The 26,069-nt window shown below is 35.9% G+C and carries 20 protein-coding genes; 15 read left to right on the top strand and 5 right to left on the bottom strand.

From position 1 onward, the window contains the following. Positions 1–4: 4 nt before the first annotated feature. From EOJ36_RS03485 to porD, 7 genes are all read left to right on the top strand, one after another. The gene (locus EOJ36_RS03485; RefSeq protein ID WP_127802623.1) at positions 5–2,119 is read left to right on the top strand and encodes a carboxy terminal-processing peptidase; all 2,115 of its coding nucleotides are present in this window, start codon (positions 5–7) and stop codon (positions 2,117–2,119) included. Continuing rightward, positions 2,116–2,919: an inositol monophosphatase family protein gene (locus EOJ36_RS03480; protein WP_127802622.1), complete on the top strand. Its 804-nt coding sequence runs from the start codon at positions 2,116–2,118 to the stop codon at positions 2,917–2,919. The genes EOJ36_RS03485 and EOJ36_RS03480 overlap by 4 nt, the downstream gene beginning before the upstream one ends. Beyond that, positions 2,919–3,080, top strand: coding sequence for a FeoB-associated Cys-rich membrane protein (locus tag EOJ36_RS11925; protein WP_164847828.1), 162 nt, complete (start codon positions 2,919–2,921; stop codon positions 3,078–3,080). Before EOJ36_RS03480 ends, EOJ36_RS11925 begins: the two co-directional genes overlap by 1 nt. After that, positions 3,081–4,850: an ABC transporter ATP-binding protein gene (locus EOJ36_RS03475; protein ID WP_127802621.1), complete on the top strand. Its 1,770-nt coding sequence runs from the start codon at positions 3,081–3,083 to the stop codon at positions 4,848–4,850. A 22-nt stretch (positions 4,851–4,872) separates the two neighbouring features. Further along, positions 4,873–5,763, top strand: a complete 891-nt coding sequence (locus tag EOJ36_RS03470; protein ID WP_127802620.1) for an outer membrane protein assembly factor BamD — start codon at positions 4,873–4,875, stop codon at positions 5,761–5,763. Between the two features lie 56 nt (positions 5,764–5,819). Further along, a complete protein-coding gene (locus EOJ36_RS03465) occupies positions 5,820–6,134 on the top strand; it encodes a DNA-directed RNA polymerase subunit omega (protein WP_127802653.1) in 315 nt (104 codons plus the stop codon). A gap of 99 nt (positions 6,135–6,233) precedes the next feature. Continuing rightward, complete coding sequence (gene porD, locus EOJ36_RS03460; protein WP_127802619.1) at positions 6,234–7,136, top strand: type IX secretion system protein PorD; 903 nt, start codon at positions 6,234–6,236, stop codon at positions 7,134–7,136. Between the two features lie 67 nt (positions 7,137–7,203). Here porD and tilS read toward each other — a convergent pair whose 3' ends face one another. After that, entirely contained in the window at positions 7,204–8,541 is a 1,338-nt protein-coding gene (tilS, locus tag EOJ36_RS03455) for a tRNA lysidine(34) synthetase TilS (protein ID WP_127802618.1), read from the bottom strand. A 55-nt stretch (positions 8,542–8,596) separates the two neighbouring features. On the opposite strand from tilS, the gene EOJ36_RS03450 reads away from it, so the two are divergent. After that, a complete protein-coding gene (locus EOJ36_RS03450) occupies positions 8,597–10,105 on the top strand; it encodes an OstA-like protein (protein WP_127802617.1) in 1,509 nt (502 codons plus the stop codon). 82 nt (positions 10,106–10,187) lie between these two features. Further along, positions 10,188–10,619: a T9SS type A sorting domain-containing protein gene (locus EOJ36_RS03445; RefSeq protein ID WP_127802616.1), complete on the top strand. Its 432-nt coding sequence runs from the start codon at positions 10,188–10,190 to the stop codon at positions 10,617–10,619. 11 nt (positions 10,620–10,630) lie between these two features. Here EOJ36_RS03445 and htpG read toward each other — a convergent pair whose 3' ends face one another. Continuing rightward, positions 10,631–12,442 (bottom strand): molecular chaperone HtpG, encoded by a 1,812-nt coding sequence (gene htpG, locus EOJ36_RS03440; protein ID WP_127802615.1) that lies wholly within the window; start codon positions 12,440–12,442, stop codon positions 10,631–10,633. A 57-nt stretch (positions 12,443–12,499) separates the two neighbouring features. Between htpG and EOJ36_RS03435 the strand changes: the two genes are divergently transcribed. The 4 genes from EOJ36_RS03435 (at position 12,500) to lpdA (ending at position 19,495) form a co-directional block, all read left to right on the top strand. Then, positions 12,500–13,519 carry a type IX secretion system membrane protein PorP/SprF gene (locus EOJ36_RS03435; protein ID WP_127802614.1) on the top strand — a complete coding sequence of 340 codons (1,020 nt, stop codon included), beginning with the start codon at positions 12,500–12,502 and terminating at the stop codon, positions 13,517–13,519. A 240-nt stretch (positions 13,520–13,759) separates the two neighbouring features. Then, entirely contained in the window at positions 13,760–16,495 is a 2,736-nt protein-coding gene (locus EOJ36_RS03430) for a 2-oxoglutarate dehydrogenase E1 component (RefSeq protein ID WP_127802613.1), read from the top strand. 12 nt (positions 16,496–16,507) lie between these two features. Continuing rightward, positions 16,508–18,040, top strand: coding sequence for a 2-oxoglutarate dehydrogenase complex dihydrolipoyllysine-residue succinyltransferase (gene odhB, locus EOJ36_RS03425; protein ID WP_127802612.1), 1,533 nt, complete (start codon positions 16,508–16,510; stop codon positions 18,038–18,040). A 48-nt stretch (positions 18,041–18,088) separates the two neighbouring features. Next, a complete protein-coding gene (gene lpdA, locus EOJ36_RS03420; RefSeq protein ID WP_127802611.1) occupies positions 18,089–19,495 on the top strand; it encodes a dihydrolipoyl dehydrogenase in 1,407 nt (468 codons plus the stop codon). A 47-nt stretch (positions 19,496–19,542) separates the two neighbouring features. On the opposite strand, the gene EOJ36_RS03415 is transcribed toward lpdA, so the two are convergent. Genes EOJ36_RS03415 through EOJ36_RS03405 form a run of 3 tightly spaced genes read right to left on the bottom strand, consistent with a single transcriptional unit; the run spans position 19,543 to position 23,420 of the window. After that, entirely contained in the window at positions 19,543–20,937 is a 1,395-nt protein-coding gene (locus EOJ36_RS03415) for a BamA/TamA family outer membrane protein (protein WP_127802610.1), read from the bottom strand. A 39-nt stretch (positions 20,938–20,976) separates the two neighbouring features. Continuing rightward, positions 20,977–22,626, bottom strand: coding sequence for an AMP-binding protein (locus EOJ36_RS03410; protein WP_127802609.1), 1,650 nt, complete (start codon positions 22,624–22,626; stop codon positions 20,977–20,979). 17 nt (positions 22,627–22,643) lie between these two features. Continuing rightward, a complete protein-coding gene (locus EOJ36_RS03405; protein WP_127802608.1) occupies positions 22,644–23,420 on the bottom strand; it encodes a biotin--[acetyl-CoA-carboxylase] ligase in 777 nt (258 codons plus the stop codon). Positions 23,421–23,504: 84 nt separating this feature from the next. Between EOJ36_RS03405 and rsfS the strand changes: the two genes are divergently transcribed. Further along, on the top strand, positions 23,505–23,888 hold the full coding sequence (rsfS, locus tag EOJ36_RS03400) for a ribosome silencing factor (RefSeq protein ID WP_127802607.1): 384 nt from the start codon (positions 23,505–23,507) through the stop codon (positions 23,886–23,888). Between the two features lie 52 nt (positions 23,889–23,940). Beyond that, the gene (gene ftsH / locus EOJ36_RS03395; protein WP_127802606.1) at positions 23,941–26,058 is read left to right on the top strand and encodes an ATP-dependent zinc metalloprotease FtsH; all 2,118 of its coding nucleotides are present in this window, start codon (positions 23,941–23,943) and stop codon (positions 26,056–26,058) included. Positions 26,059–26,069: the final 11 nt, after the last annotated feature.

Genomic DNA, 26,069 nt, shown 5'->3' with positions numbered 1-26,069 from the left:
TACGATGAAGAAAATATTGCCTTTTTTAATACCATTCACCTTTTTTGCCGTTATTTTATTGCATGGCAGAGAGCGTGTGTCTTTTTTACAAGATAGTTCTGTTGCTGTACAAGAAGGAGATATTACTCCAACTGATTTGCAGAAAAAGGTTGAAAGGCTAGTTTTTGATATTTTAAGTAATTACCATTACCGTAAAGTCCCCGTAAATGATTCTCTTTCTGAGCGAATTTTGGAGGAATATATCAAAAATCTTGACCCCAATAAGGCATATTTTATTGCATCAGATATTAAGAATTTTGATCAATTTAAGTTCGAAATTGATAATGAATTAGCTAAGGGCGACTTAACTGCCGCCTTTAGCATTTATAATACCTACCAAAAGAGATTAAAGGAACGATTTGAATATGTTAAATCGGTTCTCGATTCACCACAAGATTTTACTGCGGACGATTCTTATTCTCCGAATCGGGACAAATTAAACTGGGCAGAGGATGTTTCAGCCTTAAATGATTATTGGAGAAAGGATTTGAAACGTCAAATTTTAGACGAAAAAATTAATACAAAAAAAGCAGATACTACCATTGTTCGAGAATTAAAAGACCGTTTCAAGCGTTCTGAAAAATACATGACTCGAGCAAAATCTGAGGATGTTTTTCAAGCTTTTATGAACGCCTACACAGAAAGTATAGATCCGCATACTTCCTATATGATTCCTAAAACTGCCTCAGAGTTTAACAAAGACATGGCACAAAGTTTTGAAGGAATTGGGGCAACACTTCGTTTAGAAGGAGATTATGTGACCATTATGGAGTTGATACCTGGCGGTCCTGCATTTCGTTCGAAACTTATTTCTCCTAAGGATCGCATTGTTGGAGTAGCACAAGGTGATGAGGGAGCATTTACAGATATTATTGGTTGGTTTACAGACGATGCGGTGAAATTAATTCGTGGACCTAAGGCAACTGTAGTGCGTTTGAAAATTCTTAAAGGTGGGGCGGCAACAGGTACTCCGCCAATAGAAATACGTTTAGTACGTGAAAAAATTAAAATTGAAGAGCAGACTGCTAAAAAGGAAATAATTACCCAAGGAACAACAAAAATTGGTTTGATTACCATTCCAATGTTTTATCGAGATTTTGAAGGAGCAAGAAGTAAAGAACAAGATTTTAAATCAACCTCAGGAGATGTCAAGAAATTCTTAAATGAGTTTAAAAAAGAAGGGGGAGTAGATGCTGTATTAATTGACTTACGTAATAACGGTGGAGGTTCTTTATTAGAAGCTATTGATTTAACAGGTTTGTTTATCTCGAAAGGTCCTGTTGTTCAAAGAAAAAACTCCGAAGGTCAGATTTCAACGGAAGAGGACAGGAATGCTGAAGTGGCTTATGATGGCCCTTTGGCAATAATGATAAATCGTTTCTCAGCTTCTGCTTCAGAAATTTTTGCTGCAGCTATTCAAGATTATAAAAGAGGTATTATCATAGGAGAACAATCTTATGGAAAAGGTACTGTTCAATCGGTTGTTGATTTAACTCGCTACATGGGTGGAAATGAGCCTGCAGGACAATTGAAAATTACTTTAGAAAAATTCTATCGAATTACGGGTAGTTCTACTCAACACAAAGGAGTTAGTCCGGATTTCTCATTACCTTCTGCATTTACTGCTGAAGAATACGGAGAAAGTTCTCAAAAATCAGCTTTGCCTTGGGATAAAATCTCAACCTCTAATTTCCAAGTTTTACAAAATGTAAACTCAACTTTATTGAATAAATTGAATGCAAATTTCCAGGTTCGACTAAAAACTAATGCCGAATTGGTGAAGTTAAAAACTGACACCGAGAAATTTAAAAAATTCAAAGAAAAGAATATCATCAGTTTGCAATGGGATAAGCGTAAAAAGGAATTAGAAGAATTGAAAAAACAGCCCGATGAAACAGAATCTATCGTTCAGGCCATGGGAGGTGCTGCGCAAATTGATTCAGATTCAACAAAAACAGCTTTAGCAAAAAAGGAAGATAAGCATGCAAAAGATGTTTATTTAAAAGAATCAAAACAAATTGTGGCAGATTGGTTACAATTGTTGGGCAATAAACCACAAAAAGCTATTACCAAAAAATGAATTACGCCTTACTCCTGGCACAAGCAGGACCTTTAGTTAGAGAAACCGGACAGTGGATTCAATCTGTGGTGAAAACGATTGATCAGAAGGATATTATATATAAAGGTAAAAACGATTTGGTTTCTTATGTTGATAGAGAAGCCGAAGCCCGTTTGAAGGATGTATTAGCTAAATTCTTACCTGAAGCTCAATTTATTGCAGAAGAAACAGCAAACGATTACTCAGAGATTGGTGAAGGATATTATTGGGTGATTGATCCACTCGATGGAACAACTAATTTTTTACATCAATTGCCAGCATACGCTGTTTCTGTTGGTTTAATCCTCAACAAGCAACCTGTTTTGGGGATGATTTACGAACCCAATAGAGATGAATTATTTTGTGGAGCAAAGGGTTTGGGGGCAACTTTAAATGGTCACGACATTTCGGTTTCTCCACAGGAAGATATGGGAAAAGCACTATTGGCCACCGGATTTCCGTATCATGATTTCACCTATCAAGATCGATATTTGAATTTGTTAAAGAATTTAATGAAAAAAAGTCATGGACTTCGTCGCATTGGTGCTGCTGCAATTGATTTGGCCTATACGGCTTGTGGCCGATTTGAGGGTTTTTTTGAGTATAATTTAAAGCCTTGGGATGTTGCAGCAGGAAAAATAATTTTGGAAGAGGCGGGAGGAACTGTAACGAACTTTTCAGGTGGAACAGATGTTGTTTTTAAGGGAGAAATAATTGGCGCTGGTCCAATTTTTAAAGAATTTTTAGAAGAATTACAATTGCATTGGTTCAACGAAAAATAATGGAAAATTACATCATTTTTGCTGTTTTTTTAGTTTCTGCTTTTTATTTAATTCGATTGGTTTATAATCAATTTTGGGGCAAAAAAGTAGGTTGTGCAAAAGGTTGCGGTGGTGCATGTTCTAACATGACAGATTCTACTGATTTGTTGAAACAAAAATAAATGTCCAACGTAAAATCAAATTCTGGGAAAATTATGGATTGGCGAATCATTCGCCGATTGTATGGATTTGCCAAACCCTATAAAACCCAATTCTGGTTTCTGGTATTTTTGATTCTTTGTCAAGCCGGTGCCTCCCCAATGATTCCCTTATTGATTCGTTACACACTTGATCATTATGTGAGTTTTGCATACTATCAAGATTTAATTAGAATGTTTGCCATTATGATGGGCGTGTTGTTGATGCAAACAGGATTACAATTTTCTACCAGTTATTTGGCAGGACAATTGGGACAAACTGTAATCAAGGATATCCGTGTCATCCTTTTTGATAAAATTTTAAAATTGAAATTAGCCTTTTTTGACCATACACCTATTGGTCGATTGGTGACTCGTACTGTTTCAGATATAGAAACGTTGAATGATGTATTTTCGGAAGGATTGGCTTCAATTGCGGGTGATATTTTGCAATTATTTCTAATCATCATTGTCATGTTTGTGACCGATTGGAAACTTACTTTGATTATTTTGGCTACTGTTCCCTTTATGTTGGTTTCTACATACATATTTAAAGAACATATTAAAAAGTCATTTAATGAAGTTCGTTTGGCGGTAGCCAATTTGAACACCTTTGTACAAGAGCACATAACTGGAATGCTAATTGTTCAATTATTTCATGCCGAAAAAAGAGAGTATGATAAATTTGTTCAAATTAATAAAGAGCATAGAGATGCAAATATTAAAGGTATTTTAGCCTACTCTATCTATTTTCCTGTGGCTGATGTGATTTCTGCAGTAGGTACTGGAGTGGTGGTTTGGGCAGCTTCTACTTTTATCTTAAAAGAGCAACAATCTGTAGGTACTTTAACTGCATTTTTGATGTTTATTAATTTGTTTTACCGACCTATTCGAATGTTGGCAGATCGATTTAATACACTTCAAATGGGAATTGTTTCCACGGAAAGAATTATTGATTTATTGGATTCTGAAGATTATATACTAAATAATGGTACTGTTCTTGCGGAAGATTTAAATGGAAATGTAGAATTTAAACATGTGAAATTTGCCTACAAAGAACCTGAATTCGTAATAAAGGGCATTGATTTTGAATTGAAAAAGGGAAAAACATTGGCCATAGTGGGTGCCACGGGTGCTGGAAAATCGTCTGTAATCGGATTATTGAATAGATTTTACGAGCCACAATTTGGTGAAATCCTTGTAGATGGGGTCGAAATTAAACAATACGATATTCATAGTTTGCGGAAAAATATTTCAGTTGTCTTGCAAGATGTATTTTTGTTTAGCTCTTCCATTGCATATAATATACATTTAGGAGACTCTTCGATTACTCAAGAAATGATAGAGAAGTCGGCAAAGGCGGTTGGAATTCATGATTTTATTATGTCCCTGCCTGGGGCTTATTCTTATGAAGTAATGGAAAGAGGTTCTACGCTAAGTGTTGGACAAAGGCAATTGATTTCCTTTGTGCGGGCCTTAGTTAGAAACCCAAAAATTATTGTTTTAGACGAGGCCACATCGTCTGTTGATTCAGAATCTGAGTTGATGATCCAAAAAGCAATTTCAACCTTGTTGAAGGGAAGGACATCTATAGTTATCGCCCACAGATTATCTACCATCAAAAATGCAGATCAAATTTTGGTGATGGATAAGGGAGAAATAAAGGAACGAGGTACACATGATGAATTATTATTAAAAAAAGGTTTATACGCACAATTACACGAATTACAATTTTCAAAGCAGTTGATTGCTTAATTAATTGCTTATCTTTGCGAATATGAAATTAAATTATTCTTTTGTTTTAGGTCTATTTTTGATTTTTGCTTTAGGTTCCTGCGGGAAGTTTGAGAAATTTAGAAAATCGGCCAATTTGCCTACCAAATACAAAGCGGCTGTTGATTATTATAAGAAAAAAGATTTTGATAAGGCAGGTATCTTATTTGATGAGATTTTACCTTTGATGAAAGGCGATTCCACGCAGGAAATAGCCACTTTTTACCAAGCTAAATGTGATTTTGAATTAGGGAATTATACTTTGGCCGGTTCTCATTTTAAGAAATTTGCAGAGATTTTTTCCCGCTCAGAATTGGCAGAAGAGTCGATCTATATGGCAGCATATTCCATGTTTAAAGATTCACCAAACTATAATTTGGATCAAACAGGTACTTTGTCGGCAATCAATGAATTGCAAGGATATCTTAATAATTATCCAGAATCTCAATTTAGGGAAGAATGTACCAATATGATTAAAAAACTGCGTCAGAAGCTTGAGAAAAAAGCTTTTGAGAAAGCAAGGTTATATTATAAGACATCTCCATTTAATGTTGCCGCGTTGAAATCTGCAGTGATCGAAGCAACTAATTTCCAAAGAGATTTTCCAGATTCCGATTTTAATGAGGAGGTTGCCTTTTTAAAGTTGCAATCGCAATTTGCCTTGGCAAAATCTACCATAGAGTCTAAACAAAGAGAACGCTATGAAGAAACTGGTAAATTTTATTTAGAATTGTTAGATAAATTTCCGAAGAGTAATTACCTAACTGACGCAGAAAAAATTTATACAGAAAGTCAGAAAGAGGCAGAAAGAATTGCCAAATTAGAGGCTGAATACAAGGCTTTGCAAGAAAAAGAGAAATCAAATACTTCCAAAGTTGCGGCTGAGCCTAAATAGTTTTATTCAAAAAAAATAAGTAACTTTGCAAAAAAAATAAAGAGACGATGTCAAAGATTCAAACAAATCCTTCGATTATAACAAGAGATTCTGATAAGATTGCCGCTAAGACTGGTAATGTGTATGAATCTATTTCAATTATAGCTCAAAGAGCTCGTCAGATTTCTAGTAAAATGAAAGAAGAATTGTCAGGTAAATTATCTGAATTTGCTTCTTCAGTAGATAATTTAGAGGAGATTTTTGAGAACCGTGAGCAAATTGAAATCTCTAAATATTATGAGCGTTTACCTAAGCCAACTTCATTAGCAATTGATGAATTTATGGCAGACAAGGTTGATTTTAGAGAAAGAGAAGAGGAGTCTTCTAAATAAAATAGCATTCAAAAAAAATCCCGATTTCTAAATTTAGGAGTCGGGATTTTTTTTATATACGAAAATCAAATAATTTCGTTTTAGTCTTTAAAATTCCTCATGAAATACATAATTGCCACTTTTGTCTTTTTTATAAGTTTTCAAATAGCATCTGCGCAAGAAATTAATTGTACAGTGAGTATTAATACAGAACAATTACAAATTGATCAACAAAGAGGAGGGGGGCAAATTTATCAGGAATTACAAAAAGTCATGCAAGATTTTATCAACGGAAGAAGATGGACAAATGATACCTATACTTCTGAAGAAAAAATTAAAATGAACATCAATTTGATTTTGACAAAGGCCACTTCTCAAGGCGAATTTGAATCTAATGCACGCATACAAGTATTCCGTCCTGTTTTTGGAACAAGTTATGAAACAGTGCTTTTGAATGTGATTGATAAGGCTTTTAATTTCAAGTATCAATCGGGTACACCTATTACCTACAACGACAATAGTTATATTGAAAACTTAGGATCTCTTTTGGCCTATTACGCTAATTTATCCTTGGTTTATAGCTATGATTCTTTTGGAAAATTGGGAGGAGATATGTATGCCCAAAAGCTTTACAATTTAACTAATTTGGCACAAACGAATGCTGGTGGATGGGGTACTGCAACAGATATTCGAAGTAAAGTTGGTATAGCAGAGGCACTCATGAATCAACAATTAAAGGGAATTAGGGAAGCAACCTATACCTATCATCGATTATTGTTAGATACCTTTAAAGACAAACCCGACGAAGCACGCGAAGGAATTGTAGAAATGTTTTTAAACCTTCGACAAATCAATCAGATGCGCCCAGGTTCTGCTACTATCCGATTATTTTTTGAATCCAAAGGAGATGAAATCTATAGCATCATGGACGAGGCTTCTGCCACACTTCGCCAACAATCTTTTGCTTATTTAAGTATGTTGGATCCAGGGAAGACGGAGATGTATAGGAAGCTGATTAGGTAATAGGTAATAGGTAAGAGGTAATAGGGAATAGGTAATAGGGAATAGGGAAAATATAAACTCTTACCTCTTACCTCTTACCTATTAACTCAAGTATATACACCTCCTCAGTCTTATCCGTCACCTTAAATCTATTGTCAATTCGATGCCCTATAACCCATACTATTGAACCTTTGGAGAGCAAAACGTAGGTTTCTTGTTTTTTGAGTAGCGGGACTTTTTTGTCGGTTAAAAAATCAGATATTAATTTCTTTTGGTTCATGCCAAGTGGACAAAACCAATCACCTTCTTGGTATTTTCTAATTTCTAAAGGAAATTCTAATTTTTCGGCATCCAAACATGCAATTTTAGGTGAATTAGGAATTTCAAAATCTTCCGTTTTTTCCTCAAAATATAAATTAATTGTTTGGGAACTCAATTGTACCTCCTCCATTTCTTCCTCAATCAGTATGGGCCTAAAATCTTGTTGATTTTTTAACTTAATAATCCACTGATTTCGGTCGATATTCAAAACATGGGTAGGAGATTCAAAGATTTTTCCGACTGCATTTATTTTAGTAGCTTCCTTGATTTGCTCAATTTGATCAAAGTGAAAATGCTTGCCTGCTAAATATTTTGCAATTAATACTTTGTTTTTGGGTGAACTTATTTGCGGGTCTTTAATGTTTTCCGATTCTTCATTGTCAGGAATTACAGAATTTTTAAGCCATTCTGAATATTCTGCCTCAATCCAGTTTTCAATATCAATGATTTTTTTTGCATTCTCAGCTATCGTTTGGTCGATAGAGGGATTTAATTCCATCAATTTGGGCATAATTTCATGTCGAATAAAATTACGTGCATATTTAGTGGATTGGTTACTAGAATCTTCTCTCCATGCCATTTTGTATTGAACAATGATGTCAAACAATTGATCCTGACTTGCGAATGCCAAAGGACGTATGATTTTACCTGCTGAAATTGGGATGCCATGGTATCCAGCAATGCCTGTACCACGACTTAAATTTAAAATAACAGTTTCAGCGCTATCCATTAAGTGGTGTGCAGTTGCAATTTTCTGGTAGTTTTCCTTATGAGCAATTTCTTCAAACCATTGATACCTCAACATGCGTGCGGCTTGTTGAATGCTAATTTTTTCCTTTTCAGCAAAGGCCTTGGTTTCGAAGGTGATGGTATGGTAAGGTACTTTTAATGACTTAGCAAATTTTCTGACAAATTGTTCATCCGCACTCGATTCCTCCCCTCGAAGTCCAAAATTTACATGGGCAATTCCAAAGGAAAAGGAGGTCAAAGAAAACAATTTGGCCATAACCATACTATCCATTCCTCCGCTAACAGCGAGTAGGACTTTGTCTTCCTTTGTAAATAATTGATGTTTTTCAATAAATTGGTTGAAATCTTCCAGCATAAAATTGGTAACTTGCAGACTAATATTTTTGCGAAATTACAAATTCGCCTTTGGAATGACCTTAAAAAAGATAATATTCCTTCTGATTTTTATTTTTAGCAGTTTGGGCATTTTTGCTCAAAACCAGATTTTTATTATCCATTCGGATAGTTTGAAAGGAAATAATGAGTTTAAAGAATTAATGGGAAGGGTCTCTTTGCAGCAAGGAACAACCATTTTACATTGTAAACAGGCTATTTTTAATAGTTTAACTAATAATGTGCTCGCATACGGTAATGTAAAAATTATCCAAGCCGATACTGTTACAATTACTGGTGATACCGCAGTTTACAATGGGGATATGAGGCAGGCATTCGTGTCTGGGAAGGTGAAATTAGATGACCACACAATTGTCCTAAATACCCCAAAGCTCAATTATGATTTAAATTCTCGCTTTGCAACTTATGATGCGGGTGCAAGAATTTTAGATAAAAAATCGACCTTAACGAGTAGAGAAGGAATTTATAATACCGTATCTAAAAATTTTACATTCAAGAAAAATGTGCGTGTTTGGGATAAAGAAGGGGGATTGTTGAAAGCTGATTCTTTGAAATACAATACATTATCAAAAGAAGCCTATTTCATTTGTCCGACTCAAATTATTAATAAAAAAGACACAGTTTATACTTCCTCAGGATTTTACAATACTCAAACTAAAGTTTCCAATTTTACGGGTAGATCCACCGCAATTATGGAGGATTTTACATTAACTGGGGATACTCTTTTTTATGATTCCCCTACCAAAATTGGTGTTGCTAGGGGAAATGTTGAATTTGTAAGTAAGAAAGATAAAGTAATTTTAACCGGTGATCATGGTCGATATGCAGGCAAATCAGGAATAACCCGAGTGTTTGGTCGGGCACTGATGCGAAACATTTTAGAAAAAGATACACTTTATTTAACTGCAGATACATTGGTTTCTTACGAATCAAAAAAAGACTCTGTAAGGAAACTTTATGCGTATAAAAACGTCCTTATATATAAATCTGATCTCTCAGGGAAATGTGATTCTTTGGGGTATGATGTGAAAGACTCCGTTATTCATTTTTACCAAAAGCCAATTCTTTGGACGCCAGATTCGCAATCTACTGCTGATTCTATCTCTATTTTTATGGCAAACCAAAGTGTTAAACAAATGCGATTAAGGGGACATTCGTTTGTTATTTCAGTAGATTCTTTGGGACAATTCAATCAAATGAAAGGGAGAAGAATGAATTTACATTTTAAAGCTGAATCTAAACTGGAACAAGCGATTGTGGAAGGCAATGGGGAAAGTGTTTATTATGTAGTGGATGATAAAAAGAAAACAACAGGATTGAATCGAGTGGAATGTAGTCGGATGAATTTATTTTTGGTGGACAACCAGGTTAAGAAAATAAAGTTTATTACCCGACCTGAAGCCAAGTTTGTGCCACCCAAAGAATGGAAAGATGATTTGCAGAATTTGGATGGGTTTAATTACCGAGTAAAGGAGAAAATTACCTTGCCTTTGCTTACAGAAAAGTTAAAAGTTCTTAAAAAATAGCCATTTGTCCCAGAAAATAGCTAGTTCGACTATTTTCATTTTCTGATATACTTTTTTGCTTGTAATTTCGTTTCATCGATTTATGAGAAAAAGAATCTTGCATATTGCCACTAGTTTATTTGTTGTTATAGCTACAACTTCTGCACTTGCAGGAACGCATGGAAAGCAAAATGCCTATTCTCATGCTATTCAATCCGCCTTTAATTTAAAATATGAAAACAATCCTGGGGAAGAAACTTATTTGTTCCGTAACGACCGCTTAACTGTTAGTCAATTGTATCCAAATCCAGCGAGTGACTATGTTCAAATAGATGTGAGGTCAACTGGTAACCTACAAGATTTGAAATTAGTTATTTTTAACATCATTGGTCAAGAAGTAAAGACTGTTTCATTAGACCCAAATGAAAAATCCCAGCGTATCAACCTAAGAGATCTCAACCCTGGGATGTATCCATACCAATTAGTGCTTGATGGCAGGTCTTTGGTAACTAAAAAGTTAATAATTAACAATTAACAATTTACAATTTACAATTCATTAACGTTTCTCTTAATAAACGCCGTTAGCTCTGCACCAGTCAAAAGATTCTGAGATAACAAGGCCAAGTCAGCAATTTGTTTAGCTAAAGCATTTCGTTTTTCTTCATCAGATTCTTTAGCTAATTTTTCTACAACTGGGTGATTGCCATTGATGGTGATGTTGTATGTTGCGGGCATTCCTCCGAACATCCCATTTCCTCCATTTTTCTGCATTTCATTCATTCTGCGCATGAACTCGTTTTGGGTAACGATTGCAGGTAATTCCTCTGCCGACATACCTTCAATAGCTACAACTTTACTTGGATCTGCTAAAACAGATTCAAAAGTTGATTTTACAACTTCTTGTTGTTTTTTAGATAATAAAATTTCTAATTTATTTCCAGTATCAATTAGTTTGTCTAATGCGTCAGAATCTACACGTTTCCATTGGATGTCCTGATTTTTGTATTCTAATTGATTAATAAAATGGCTATCAATCATAGAATCCATTTTTAAAATAGAATAACCTTTTGTTTTGGCGGATTGAATAAAGGCATCTTGTTGCTGAATATCGGTAGCATATAAGAATATTTTCTTGTTGTCTTTATCGGTTTGAGCCGCTTGAATTGATTCTTCATATTCTTGCAAGGTAAAATATTTGCCATCGGTATCTTGTACTAAACAAATGTCTTTAGCTCTTTCATAGAATTTTTCATCCGAAATAAGGCCATATTTTACAAATAAGCCAATGTTATCAAATTTTTCCTCATAACCTGCACGGTCTGCTTTGTATAAATCATGTAATTTATCAGCAACTTTTTTGGTTATATGCCCAGTAATTTTCTTAACATTTGAATCAGACTGCAAGAAACTTCTTGAAACGTTCAAAGGAATATCTGGAGAATCAATTACTCCGTGTAATAACATTAAGAATTCTGGAACTACGTCTTTTACCTCGTCGGTAATAAAAACTTGTCGAGAATACAATTGGATTTTCTCTTTTTGTACCTGGAATTCGTTTTTGATTTTAGGGAAATAGAGAATACCCGTTAAATTAAAAGGATAATCTACATTTAAGTGGATCCAGAATAAAGGTTTTTCTTGGAATGGGTACAATTCATCGTAGAATTTCAAATAATCTTCATCTGTTAAGTCGGCAGGATTACGTGTCCAAAGTGGACTCGGGTTATTGATGATTTTATCTCCAAATTCAATTTCAACAGGTAAGAACTTGCCATATTTTTCTAGGATAGATTTTAGGCGGAATTCCTCTAAAAACTCTTCGGAATCTTCTGCAATATGTAAAATGATGTCAGTTCCTCTATCAGCCTTTTCAGCTGAGGAGATTTCAAATTGCGTACTGCCGTCACAAATCCAGCGAGCTGCTTCTGAGCCTTCCTGGTGAGATTTGGAAATGATTTCAACTTCTTTGGCAACCATAAAGGCAGAGTAAAAACCAAGGCCAAAGTGTCCGATAATTGCTTGCTCATCTCCTTTGTCTTTGTATTTTTCAACGAACTCAGTGGCTCCAGAGAAAGCAATTTGGTTGATGTATTTTTTAATTTCTTCGGCAGTCATACCAATACCCTTATCTGAAATGGTGATGGTTTTGGCTTCTTTGTCGAAACTTACTTTTACTTTTAATTCTCCTAATTCTCCAGAAAATTCTCCAATAGAGTTTAATCTTTTGATTTTTTGAGTGGCATCAACTGCATTAGAAACTAATTCTCTCAAAAAGATTTCATGATCTGAATAAAGAAATTTCTTAATGATTGGGAAAATATTTTCGGTGTGAATGGAAATGTTACCTGTTTCTTTCATTTGATTTTTTATTATAATTTTGGTTCCTTATAACAAATTAAATACCAAGCCAAAAAAATGTGTCATATTGTCAGAATGAAAAAAAATAAAATAGCCTCGACTTCGAGTTTCCTTGCTTCGCTCGGCCTCAGGCACCGGCTTTTACCTCTTACCTCTTACCTCTTACTTCTTACCTCTTACCTCATCCCTCATCCCTCACTCGCTCAACAAGAATCTTTGCGGATGATGTATCCCAATATGCCATTAAGTATAAATCCGGCAAGGGCAGGAGCAAGTAAGGTTGCGTCGGTAACGGGATTTTATAGAAAGAAGCCCTTGTTTACGGTGCCTGGCTTGTCGAATTTTTCTCAGCAATATTTGAGTTTTGATATGCCCATTAATGATGAAAATTGGGGGATTGGATTTTTGGGTTTTAATGGAAATACCTATGGAACATCTGGTGGTATTGCTTCTAATCTAGGTTTGGCGGTAGTTGTTTCCAAACGAGTATGGAACTCAGATGATAGAGAGTTGTTTGTTGGGGCAAATATTGGAACCAATCAAATTCCAGTTATAACCAGTTCAGGCAATACAGATTTGCAAGGTAGTTATGGGGTAGGTTTGTATTACCAAACACCTATTTTTCAGTTGGGGATTTCAAGACCGAGTGCCTATTTTGGTACGAGTTCAACTGTGCCTATTTATGGGCAGGTGCAGTTTTTGAAAGAAATAGGAGATGGAGTATTGCGGGTGGGTTCAGTGCTCAGGTATCAGTCGCTTGGAGCTACTTCTGAGTATAAAGCAGATGTTTATGCAATTTATTGGGTTAGGCAAACTGTTGGATTTGGTATTTGGTCTCAAAATACGGGAGCAGAAATGGGAAATCCTGCCTTGCTGGGACTTGTACAAATAGGACTTAGTAAAAACTTTATGCTTACCTACGGTTATGACTTTTTAGGAAAAAGTCTTTCGAGTAGTAGTTCAAGTATTGTTTCGTCAACTTCTACTCAAAATGATTCAGGTTCTGGATTTCATCAAATTGGTATTCGCTATGATATAGATTTAGGGAATGGAAAGTCGAATGGTTTTAGGCCTTAATAGGTTTATTTTTAATACTAATCAAAGAAAATATTTCCCTTTTTCAAGATTTGCATTGCATTCAAAAAGTGTAGCCTAAAACCTGAGAAATTTGTGCTTATTTTCTTAAAAAAGCATTGTTTTTTTTATGGTTAAATAATATTTGCTTTGTAACTTGCAAAGATATTTTAGTTAGAAAGATAGACTCTTAACCCAATTTATAACATTTGAAACTTTTCCTACCTGGTAGGATTTTAACTTATGGATTCATTTTCCTTTATAGCAAATGCAGATACACAGGTTATTTCGGACCTGTACGATGCCTACAAGCAAGATATTAATTCAGTTGATTCTAGTTGGAGAGACTTTTTTAAGGGTTTTGATTTTGCACAAACCTGGCAAGAAGCTATGGGCGGTGGTGTTGGGAATGTGGAGGCAACGCATGTTCAAAAAGAAATGGCTGTAATTAGTTTAATTAAGGCTTTTCGTTCACGTGGACACCTGTTAGCCAAAACAAATCCAGTACGTGAGCGCAAAAATCGTGAGCCAAGGTTGAACATTCAAGATTATGCTTTGAGCGATGCAGATTTGGATACTGTTTTCCAAGCAGGTTCTTTTATGGGTTTAGGTCCAGTTAGTTTGCGAAAAATTGTAGATGCTTTAAACAAAATTTACGCGGGTTCGATCGGATTTGAATATTCGTATATCCGTGAAATGAAGGCAAAGGAATGGTTGCGAAATAAAATCGAAAAGGAAGCACTTTCTTTTCAACCTAGCCTAGACGAAAAGAAGCAAATTCTTCAAAAATTGAATGAGGCCGTTGTATTTGAGAACTTTTTAGGTACAAAATATTTAGGACAAAAACGTTTCGGTTTAGAGGGTGGTGAGAGTACAATTGCAGGTTTAGATGCAATTATCAATAAAGCGGCAGAAGGTGGAGTGAAGGAGGCAATGATTGGGATGGCGCACCGCGGTCGTTTGAATGTTTTGGCAAATATTATGCATAAATCTTACGAAGCCATTTTTGATGGTTTCGAAGGAAATGTGCCAAATGAAATACATGGTGATGGTGACGTTAAATATCACTTAGGTTATTCTAGTAAACACGTTTCTCCCTCAGGACATGAAATAGCAATTAAGTTAGCACCCAATCCGTCTCACTTAGAGGCCGTAAATCCATTAGTAGAAGGTTTTTGCCGCGCTCGTGCAGATGCTTTGTATAATGAAAATTATGATGAGGTTTTACCAATTTTAATACATGGAGATGCAGCTGTAGCTGGACAAGGGATTGTGTATGAGGTAACTCAAATGGCTAAATTGAAAGGGTATCAAACTGGTGGAACCATTCACTTTGTTATCAATAACCAAGTAGGTTTTACAACTGATTTTGAGGATGCACGTTCAGCCATATATTGTACAGATGTTGCGAAAATTATTGATGCACCCGTTTTTCACGTAAATGGAGATGATCCAGAGGCAGTAGTTTTTGTATCAAGAATGGCCGCTGAATTCCGTCAGGAATTTAACCGTGATGTGTTTGTGGATATGGTTTGTTACCGTAGAAATGGACATAACGAGTCAGATGAGCCTCGTTTTACGCAGCCCACCTTGTACGCTAATATTGCAACGCATCCAAATCCAAGAGAGATTTATACGCAAACCTTGATTAAAAGAGGGGATATTGATGCGAAATTAGCTGAACAAATGGATAGCAATTTCAAAGCTGAGTTGCAAGCTCGTTTGGATATGGTGAAGCAAAAAGTTCGCCCTCCTTATATTCCATTAAAATTGGATAATCGTTGGTCTGAGCTTCGTTATGCTGAAGCGAAAGATTTTGAACAATCACCTGAAACGGGAATTGACCAAAAAGTAATTGATAAGGTTTCAAAGGCATTAACTTCCTTACCTAAAGGATTTGTAGCCTTAAAGCAAATTGAAAAGGTAGTTGCAGATCGTAAGGTGTTTTTTGATAAAGGACAATTGAATTGGGCAACAGCAGAATTATTAGCCTATGGTTCAATTTTGACCGAAGGGAAAATCGTTCGTTTATCGGGACAAGATGTACAAAGAGGGACATTCTCTCACCGACATGCCGTATTACATGATGCCAATACCAATGAAAATTATTGCAATTTGAACCACATTGAGGAGGGTCAAGAGAAGATTAGTATTTACAACTCTTTGCTTTCTGAATATGGTGTATTAGGATATGAATTTGGATATGCTCTAGCTAATCCAGATGCTTTGGTTATCTGGGAGGCGCAATTTGGTGATTTTGCCAATGGAGCGCAAACAATGATCGATCAGTTTATAAGTTCTCACGAATCTAAGTGGGGTACGCAAAATGGATTGGTGATGTTGTTACCACATGGTTACGAAGGCCAAGGTCCAGAGCACTCAAATGCTCGTCCCGAGCGTTTCTTACAATTAGCTGCTGAAGATAACATGGTGGTTGCAAACATTACAACACCCGCCAATATTTTTCATGCATTGAGAAGACAATTGATTTGGGAGTTTAGAAAGCCATTAGTTGTTATGTCTCCTAAGTCTATTTTCCGTCATCCGAAAGTAGTTTCACCAATTGCTGATTTCAAAAAAGGTAGATTCCAAGAGGTTATTGGAGATGAATTTGCTGATAAGGCAAAAGTTAAGCGTGTTTTGGTATGTTCCGGTAAAGTTTTTTATGATTTAGAAGAGCGCCAAGAAAAAGATAAGCGTAAAGATGTCGCAATTATTCGTTTAGAGCAATTGCACCCATTCCCAGCTAAGCAATTAGATAAGGAATTGGCAAAATATAAGAATGCAGAAGTATGTTTTATTCAGGAAGAGCCTGAAAATATGGGATATTGGTCGTATGTAGTACGCGAGGCAGGATTCAATAAATTCAAGTCGCTATTTGCTCGTAAAAAATCGGCATCTCCTGCAACTGGATTCTTGAAAGTACATGGGCAAGAACAAGCTGCCCTTATTGATAAAGCGTTTGATTTAAACAAATAAAAGCCTAGTAATATGGCCATAGAAATGAAGGTGCCTGCCGTAGGCGAATCAATTACGGAAGTTACAGTTGCCACTTGGAACAAGAAGGATGGCGATTTAGTCAAATTAGATGAGGTGTTGTGCGAATTAGAGTCGGACAAAGCTACCTTTGAATTGCCAGCAGAAGCCGAAGGTATTTTGCGAATTGTGGCAAAAGAAGGAGATGTTTTACCAATTGGTGCTACCATTTGTACCATCGAGGCTTCTAGTGCAAGTGCGACAGCATCCGCAGCTCCAGCAGTTGAGCCAGTAAAAGAACAAGCTGTTGCACCAGCACCAGTTACTTCATCTGCTCCAAGTCAGGTTTTGGAAATCAAAGTGCCACCTGTTGGGGAATCAATTTCTGAGGTAACTGTAGCGAATTGGAATAAAAAATCAGGAGATTCTGTTGCATTGGACGAAGTACTTTGTGAATTAGAATCAGATAAAGCAACTTTCGAAATGCCAGCCGAAGCTGCAGGTGTTTTACAAATTGTTGCAGAACCAGGTTCTGTAGTGCCGATTGGAGGTTTATTAGCAACTCTAACAACAGGTGGTGCAATAGCAACTCCAGCTCCTGTTGCTCAGGCTGCAACTACTCCAAAGATAGAGGCTGCTCCAGTTTCAGGAAATTACGCTGCGGGACATCCGTCGCCAGCAGCTGCTAAAATATTAGACGAGAAAGGTGTTTCTGCCGCTCAGGTTGCTGGAACAGGTGTGGGAGGTAGAATTACGAAGGAAGATGCACTGAAAGTGGAGAGTGGACAGTTGAAAGTGGAAAGTGGGAAGGAAGTGGAAAGTGGACAGTTGAGAGTTGAAAGTGAGGGAAGAGGAAAAAGAAGAGAGAAAATGACTTCTTTGCGTAAAACTGTTGCTCGTCGTTTAGTAGCAGTTAAGAATGAAACTGCCATGTTAACAACCTTTAATGAGGTTGACATGAAGCCAGTGATGGATTTAAGAGCTAAATACAAAGATAAGTTTAAAGAGAAGCATGGTGTTGGTTTAGGCTTTATGTCTTTCTTTACTAAAGCAGTTTGTGTGGCTTTAAAAGAATATCCAGCAGTTAATGCTCAAATTGATGGAGAAGAAATAATATATCACGATTATTGTGATGTTTCCATTGCAGTTTCTGCTCCTAAAGGATTAGTAGTTCCAGTAATTAGAAATGCTGAAAATTTAAGTTTAGCAGGAATCGAGGCAGAAGTTGTTCGTTTGGCAACAAAAGCAAGAGATAACAAGTTAACCTTAGATGAAATGTCGGGCGGAACATTTACAATCACCAATGGTGGTGTATTTGGTTCTATGCTTTCTACACCAATCATCAATGCGCCACAAGTAGCCATTTTAGGTATGCACAACATCGTTGAGCGTGCTGTAGTTGTAGATGGACAAGTAGTAGTTCGACCAATCATGTATCTTGCTCTTTCTTATGACCATAGAATTATTGATGGTCGCGAGTCTGTTTCATTCTTAGTTCGTTTGAAGCAATTATTAGAAGATCCAAGTAGATTATTATTAGATGTTTAACAATTTTGAATAGGCCCAAGTGGCCTATTCTCTTTTTTTTATAAAATTATGCAAGAGTTTGATGTTGTAGTTATTGGTTCAGGTCCTGGTGGATATGTGTCAGCTATTCGTTCTGCGCAATTAGGTTTTAAAACAGCCATTATTGAAAAATATTCCGTTTTAGGAGGAACTTGTTTAAATGTGGGTTGTATTCCATCTAAAGCCCTTTTAGATTCCTCAGAACATTTCCATAATGCGGTTCACAATTTTGAAGCACATGGTATTTCTGTAGGGAAGCCTAAGGTTGATATTGCTAAATTGATTGAGCGTAAGGCAGGAGTGGTTAGTAAACTGAATGCAGGAATTAGCTACTTGATGAAGAAAAATAAGGTTACCGTTTTTAATGGTTTAGGATCTTTTGAAAGTGCTAAAACAGTTAAGGTAACTAAAGAAGATGGTTCTTCAGAAATCATTGCTGGTAAAAACATCATAATTGCTACAGGATCAAAGCCAACTAATTTGCCTTTTATTCCAGTAGATAAAAAACGAATCATTACTTCTACAGAGGCTTTGAAAATGTCAGAGATTCCAAAGCATTTGATTGTGATTGGAGCTGGCGTTATCGGTGCTGAATTGGGATCTGTTTATGCTCGATTAGGAGCTAAGGTTAGCTTTGTTGAATTTGCGGATTCAATGATTCCAACCATGGACAAAACGATGGGTAAGGAGTTGCAAAAAGAAATTGCCAAATTAGGCGCTGATTTTTATTTATCTCATAAGGTTTCAAGTGCTTCAACTACCGGAAAGGAAGTAGTTGTAAAAGCAACTAATTCAAAAGGTGAGGAGGTTGAAATCAAAGGAGATTATTGTTTGGTTTGTATCGGTAGAAGACCTTATACAGACGGTTTAAATTTGGCCGCAGCGGGTCTAGCAACTGATGAGAGGGGTCGAATAGATGTTGATGATCATACACTTCAAACAAAGGTTTCCGGTATTTATGCAATTGGAGATGTGGTTCGTGGTGCCATGTTAGCCCACAAAGCTGAGGAAGAAGGTGTATTTGTTGCTGAAACAATTGCCGGACAAAAACCGCATATCAATTATTCTTTAATTCCAGGTGTTGTTTATACTTGGCCAGAGGTTGCAGCTGTAGGAGCCACAGAGCAAGATTTAAAGAATGCGGGTATTGCTTACAAGGAAGGTTCTTTCCCATTCAAGGCTTTAGGAAGATCAATCGCTTCTATGGATGAGGCAGGATTGGTTAAAGTACTTGCAGATGCCAATACAGATGAAATTTTAGGTGTGCACATCATTGGTGCTCGCGCAGCTGATTTAATTGCGGAGGCAGTAGTTGCTATGGAATACCGTGCCAGTGCAGAAGATATTTCTCGCATGTCGCATGCTCACCCAACCTACACTGAAGCGATTAAAGAAGCTTGTTTGGCAGCTACGGCCAAGAGAGCGATACACGCTTAAATAATTGTTAATTGTTAATTGTTAATTCACAATTAACAATTAACAATTCAAAACTCCCTTCCTACACTAACTCGAATACCACTTAAATTGCCATTTCCGGCAGGGAAAATGATTTTGGTTACCAAATTATAATAAGTGACTAGATCGAGGCCGATACCATAGCCATATAGGAGTTTTCCGCCTAATTTACTATTGAAATAGTTTTCCTGTCCAATATTTACATACCCAAAGTCAATAAATGCAGTAGGGTAAACACTTAATGGAACTTGATTAATTTGTTTGTATTTTAAAAATGGGACATGGTAAATTTTATTGATCAATTGGAATTTGAAAGTGTTTCGATTGATGTAAAAGTTATTTCCATCTATCACATTTAATTCATAACCTCGTACCACATTGGAACCATATCCAAGGCCTTGGGTTAAAAAATAAGGTACTTCTTTTCCATATTGGGTGAATTTTAATTTATGGGTACTGCTCAAGTAAAAATTATTCCCCAAAGGAAAGTAACGTTCATAGCCAATGCCAAAATCATAATAATTAAATTTTAGGTTTCCCGTTAATCCTGTGTAGTTTACCAAAACATCCACTTTTCTGCCCCTTAATGGATAAGTCGCAAAATCTCTGAAATCATACGAAAACCGATAACCTAACTGAATGAAATCACTTCTCTGAGTTCTATTGGGTAGATAATGTGGATTTAGTGCAAAAACTTCATCATTGATTCTAATATTATGATACCTCAATTCCAAGCTTTGGAAATCATAAAATCGAATTCTTTTTCGAAAACCTACTACTCCCGACCAGCGTTCTCGTAAAACCTGACTAGAATTCAGGTATAACAAGGTGTCGTTTCTTGAGCTGTAGGCAAGATTTTTGCTAGTTTGGTAGGTGAAAGAAGTGAATATGCCAAATCGCTTTTTTGCATCTATATATGGATTCGAAAATGAGAGATCTATTCGTTGAGTAAATCCTGTTTCTAAATTAATGGCAATTTTTTCATTTCTTCCTGTTAAATTATTTTGAACCCCATTGATTCCAAAAATGATTCGCTGGGATGGGGCACCTTTATTTAACCAATCGCTTAAATTGCGATCTGCGAGAGAAAAAATAGGAAAAACTAATGTGTATAATTGCTCTAAGAACTCGAATTGAACTATTAAATTTCCATTTTTATTTATTTGATAATCGTATTTTACCCAAATAAATAAATTAGTATTCATCAATTTCCTCCGATTGAATTCCAATCTTTTGTCCAAATCCTCAGTGGAAAGACTGTCTTTTATTGAGAAGTCTAATTCCCTATTTAAAATGCTAATTTTTGTTCGATCATTTCCTTTAAATACAATACTATCCACTCTAATTTTTTGAGCAGTTAGTACATTTGTTTTAAATGAAACTAAGGCGATTAATAGTAAGAAATTGGCAATGAACTTCCACATTCTTGGAAGATACGTAAAATTTAGGAGCTTGATTTTATTTTAAGAATAAATTATCAGATTTTTATGCTTAAACCAATCTTCAAAATGCCTTTGATAAATTTTTTCTATTTCAAGTCGTTTGATTTTCAAGGTAGGTGTCATGCAATTGTTTTCAACTGTCCATGGTTCAGTAAGTACAACGAATTTTTTAATCATTTCATAATGTTTGAACTTCGGAATTAAATCCTGATGGATTTCTTCAATTCCTTTTTCAAGATCCTCTTTTGCTAATTCTAAGGCCAATGGAGAAAGGATAATCAAGGCCATAGGCTCTGGTAAGTCTGCGCCAACCACACATACTTGATCAATTAATTGACTGGTTTGAATTTCATTTTCCAAAGTGGCTGGGCTTACATAAAAACCTTTACTGGTTTTAAAATTATCTTTGATTCTACCAATTATTTTCAAATATCCATCGGAATCTAATACTCCAGAATCTCCAGTTTTTAACCATTCATCTGTGTAAATTTCTTGAGTCGCTTTTGGATTTTTATAGTAACCAATGGTATTGTATTTTGACTTTATTTGAATTTCGCTGTCTTCAATTCTTACCTCACAAATGTCCCATGGTTTACCCACAGTTCCCAATTTGATTTCATTTCTTGGCATTACGGCAATTAATCCTAAATTTTCAGTCATTCCATAGGCTTCCTGAATAAATAAGCCCATGCCTTGGTACCACTGTAACAAATCAGCAGAAATGGGTGCAGCGCCTGTTACAACTAATTTGGCCTTCGATAAACCTAATTTTTTGACGATCAATTTAATAACTAATTTGCCTACAATGGGTATGCTTTTTATTCGATCTAAATTCTTTTGGCCTTTAAATTTCAATAAGATGGTCTCCTGAAATTTCAACCAAATTCTTGGTACCGCCAAAAAATGTGTTGGTTCGGCTGCTTGTAAATTAGCCGCAAAGGTTTGTAAATTTTCTACAAAATAAATAGTTCCTCCAGATGCCGTTGCTGCAAATTCTACTAAATTCCTTTCTGCTACATGTGATAGTGGCAAATAGGATATGAATCTATTGTTTTTTTCGTTTAAGAAGGCAATTTCTCTGGCTGCTTCTAGGCCAATTAACACCGAACCTGAGGTGATCAAAACCCCTTTTGGTGTTCCTGTGGTTCCTGAAGTGTATATAATTGAAATTACCTCATCTTTTTGAAAGGAGTGAGGTTTAACTATTTTTTTCTCCTTTAAAATGATTTGTTCCCAGGTGTTTTGTTGTTCATTGGGTTGGTCCGACATGTGAATCACCACTGTGCCTTCCGGTATAAATGTCTTTATTTCTTCCCAATTATCTAATTTTCCAACAAATAAAATTTGACAATCTGAATGGATATAAACATCTTTAAATTGCTCCCCCGTTAATGTTGGATAAAATGGTACGGAGACTCCGCCTGCATATAAAATGGCCAAATCTGCCAAAACCCAATGTGCACAATTTTTTGAAATGATTCCAACGTGTTTTTTGTCATCATTAAAATTTCTTCTTAGGTAGGTCCCCATTTTAGAAACCTCCTCTGCAGCTTGTGCAAAAGTGTAATCTTTGAATTGGTTTCCCTTAGGTTGCTTTAAAAAAATGTTTTTAGGAGTATTTTCTGCCCAATGTAGAAAATTTTCAATGTGTCCTTGGTAGGTATTTATCACAGAATTGTACTATTTTTTTATGGAAAAATAAAAATTATTTCTTTTAAATCATAGAGTTTGTATCCATTTTGTTTTTCCATCAACAATAATCCTTGCTCATTTACTTGTAAAATTTTACCATCAAAAATTTGATTACTTTCTACTTCTTGGTATAAATTCCACTCATTCAATCGGAATAAATGGTCATGATAAAAAGTTTCAATCTCTTCGAATTGATGAGTTTGACAAATTTTGAAATATTTTTCTATCGATTGGCAAATTGCATGAAAAACGTGCTCTCTTGGAATATGCTCCGATTTATTTAGAAATTGTTTGAGGGAATTTGCTCGTAAGTCACCAAATTCTTCTTGGTTAATATTTAAGCCGATGCCAACTATCGAATGGGTCCATTGGCTACCAGCCCATTGATTTTCTATGAGAATTCCACCCAGTTTTTGCTCGCCAATATAAATATCATTGGGCCATTTTATTTGCAGTGGTAATCTTTCATTGGACCAAACTTGAAGCCCTTCAATAATTCCACAAGCTATTGCCTTGCTGAAATAAAAATGAGGTTGGTTCTGAAGCTTGGGTTTTAAATAAATGGAAAACAGTAAATTGTCGCCCTTTTTAGATAACCAGGTGTTACCCCTCTGCCCTCGACCTTGGGTTTGATGGTCTGCAATCCAAGTAAAGCCTTCTTTAATATCCTCTTCCAAACATTCTTTCAAAGCCAAGGTATTGGTTGAGTCGCAAGTTTCCAAATATTTGATTTGTTGGCCAATAAACTCTGTCGGGGCTTGATACTTGTTCAAATTTTATTTGTAATTTTATAAGATTGAACAAAATTAACGTTAATATCGTTATACTTTTTATTTTAGATACTTTACTTATTAAAAATGGCCAAAAAAAATTCTAAATCAACCCTAGAGAATACTTCTGAGGAATTGGTGAAATGGGTTGTAAAAGGAATGCAAGAAAAAAAGGCTCAAACTATTTCCATTCTGGATTTACGAGGAGTTCCCAATGCGTTTACTGATTTCTTTGTGATTTGTTCGGGTTCTTCTGATACTCAAATTGATGCTATAGCTGATTCTGTAGATGAGGAAGTTTGGAAAGGAATGCAGATTAATCCACACGTTGTAGAGGGAAAAGCCAATAGAGAATGGATTTTGATGGATTATTATGATGTAGTTGTGCATGTTTTCCATAAAGAAAAACGCGAATTCTTTAAGTTAGAAGATTTGTGGGGAGATGCCGTATTTACCAATATTCCTGATTAGGAATTGAAACTTTTTTCACTTCGATCGAGTTATACGCTTAAAATATTTACTAATGGCAAAACAACCAAATCAGCCTAAAAACAACAAAAGACCTAACTTCCAGCCTAAAATGCCCAAAAAAGGTCCAGCAGGATTCCAAAATTGGATGATCATTGGATTGATTATCGTGATTGTTAGCGGACTATTCTTTTCTAATTCTCCAACTTTACAAACGATTTCCCAAAAACAATTTGAATCGATGTTACTTCAAAAAGAAGTTGGTTCGGTTGCCATTGTTAATGATAAAACGGTTGAGGTGACTTTAAAACCTCAATTTGTAAATAAGTATTTCAAAAGCAATTCGCCTGCTCTTTCTACAACAAATAAGGGCCCACATTTTGAATTTGACGTGATTTCAAAAGAAGGATTTGAGCATTTTTTAGAGGATAGACAAAAAGCTTTTCCAAGAAATGAGCAATTAATGGCCACACCAGAAAATAGAACAAGTCCTCTAGAATGGTTCTCTCAATGGGGATTTTTGATATTAATGGGACTTAGTTTCTACTTCCTTTTCTTCCGAATGGGAGGTGGTGGCGGTGCCGGAGGACAAATCTTCAACATCGGTAGAAGCAAGGCGACCTTGTTTGAAGGGGAATCAAAAGTTCGTATTACTTTCAATGACGTTGCCGGTTTAGATGAAGCCAAAGAAGAAATTCAAGAAATTGTTGAGTTCTTAAAATTCCCAAAGAAATTTACCGATTTAGGAGGTAAAATACCGAAAGGCGCTCTATTAGTTGGCCCTCCAGGAACGGGTAAAACCTTGTTGGCAAAGGCTGTTGCAGGAGAAGCGGGTGTTCCATTTTTCTCTCTTTCTGGGTCAGATTTCGTAGAAATGTTTGTGGGGGTAGGAGCTGCTCGTGTGCGTGATTTGTTTAAACAGGCCAAAGAAAAAGCACCTTGTATCATTTTTATAGACGAAATTGATGCAGTGGGTCGTTCTCGTGGACGTGGTTCAATGCCAGGCGGGAATGATGAGCGTGAAAACACCTTAAACTCATTATTGGTTGAAATGGACGGTTTTGCAACTGATTCAGGAATTATCATTATGGCGGCTACTAACCGTCCAGATATTTTGGATCCAGCCTTATTAAGACCAGGTCGTTTTGATCGTCAAATTTCAATTGATAAACCAGATATTATTGGTCGTGAAGCAATTTTCAAAGTGCATCTTAAGCCTTTGAAATTAGGAAAAGATATTGATCCTAAAGAATTGGCCGCACAAACGCCTGGATTTGCCGGTGCAGAAATTGCCAATGTGTGTAATGAGGCTGCATTGATTGCCGCAAGAAGAAATAAACAAGAAATTGATATGAATGACTTCCAAGAGGCTATGGATCGTACCATTGGCGGTTTGGAAAAGAAAAATAAATTGATTTCTCCTGAAGAAAAGAAAATTGTAGCCTTCCATGAGGCCGGACATGCTATTGCTGGTTGGTTTTTAGAGCATGCAAATCCATTGGTTAAAGTAACTATTGTACCGCGCGGAATTGCCGCTTTAGGATATGCACAATATCTTCCTAAAGAGCAGTTTTTGTACCGTACGGAACAATTGATGGATGAAATGTGTGTGACTTTGGGTGGTCGTGCGGCAGAAGAAATTGTTTTCGGACAAATTTCTACCGGTGCTCAAAATGACCTAGAGCGTATCACAAAATTGGCCTATTCCATGATTACCATTTACGGTATGAATGATAAATTAGGAAATATTTCTTACTACGATTCAAAGGGTTCAGAATACCAATTCAATAAGCCGTATTCAGAGGAAACTGCCCGTGAAATTGATGAAGAAGTTCGTAAATTAATTGCTGAGGCTTATAAGCGTACGAAGAAATTATTAACCGAAAAGAAAGCATCCTTAACCGCATTAGCAGAAGCATTATTGGAAAAAGAAGTACTTTTCCAAAATGATTTGGAAGCCTTAGTTGGTCCTCGTCCGTTTGAGCAATTGACAACTTATCAAGAGTTTATCAAAGGCGAAACTGAAAAAAAGAGAAAAGACGCGAAAGAAGAAAGAGCTCAAGCTGAAAGTGAAAAAGTAGCGGAAGCAAAACCTAAAACTACTCGAAAAACTAAAAGTAAGAAAGAAGATTCCGCTGAAAATAAAGACGCAGAATCATCTCAACAAGGATAATAATTTGTAAA

It is taken from the genome of Sandaracinomonas limnophila, from assembly GCF_004005965.1.
GTDB lineage: Bacteria > Bacteroidota > Bacteroidia > Cytophagales > Spirosomataceae > Sandaracinomonas > Sandaracinomonas limnophila.
Note: the sequence above shows the minus strand (reverse complement) of the source record. Positions and strands in the feature narration are given on the sequence as shown.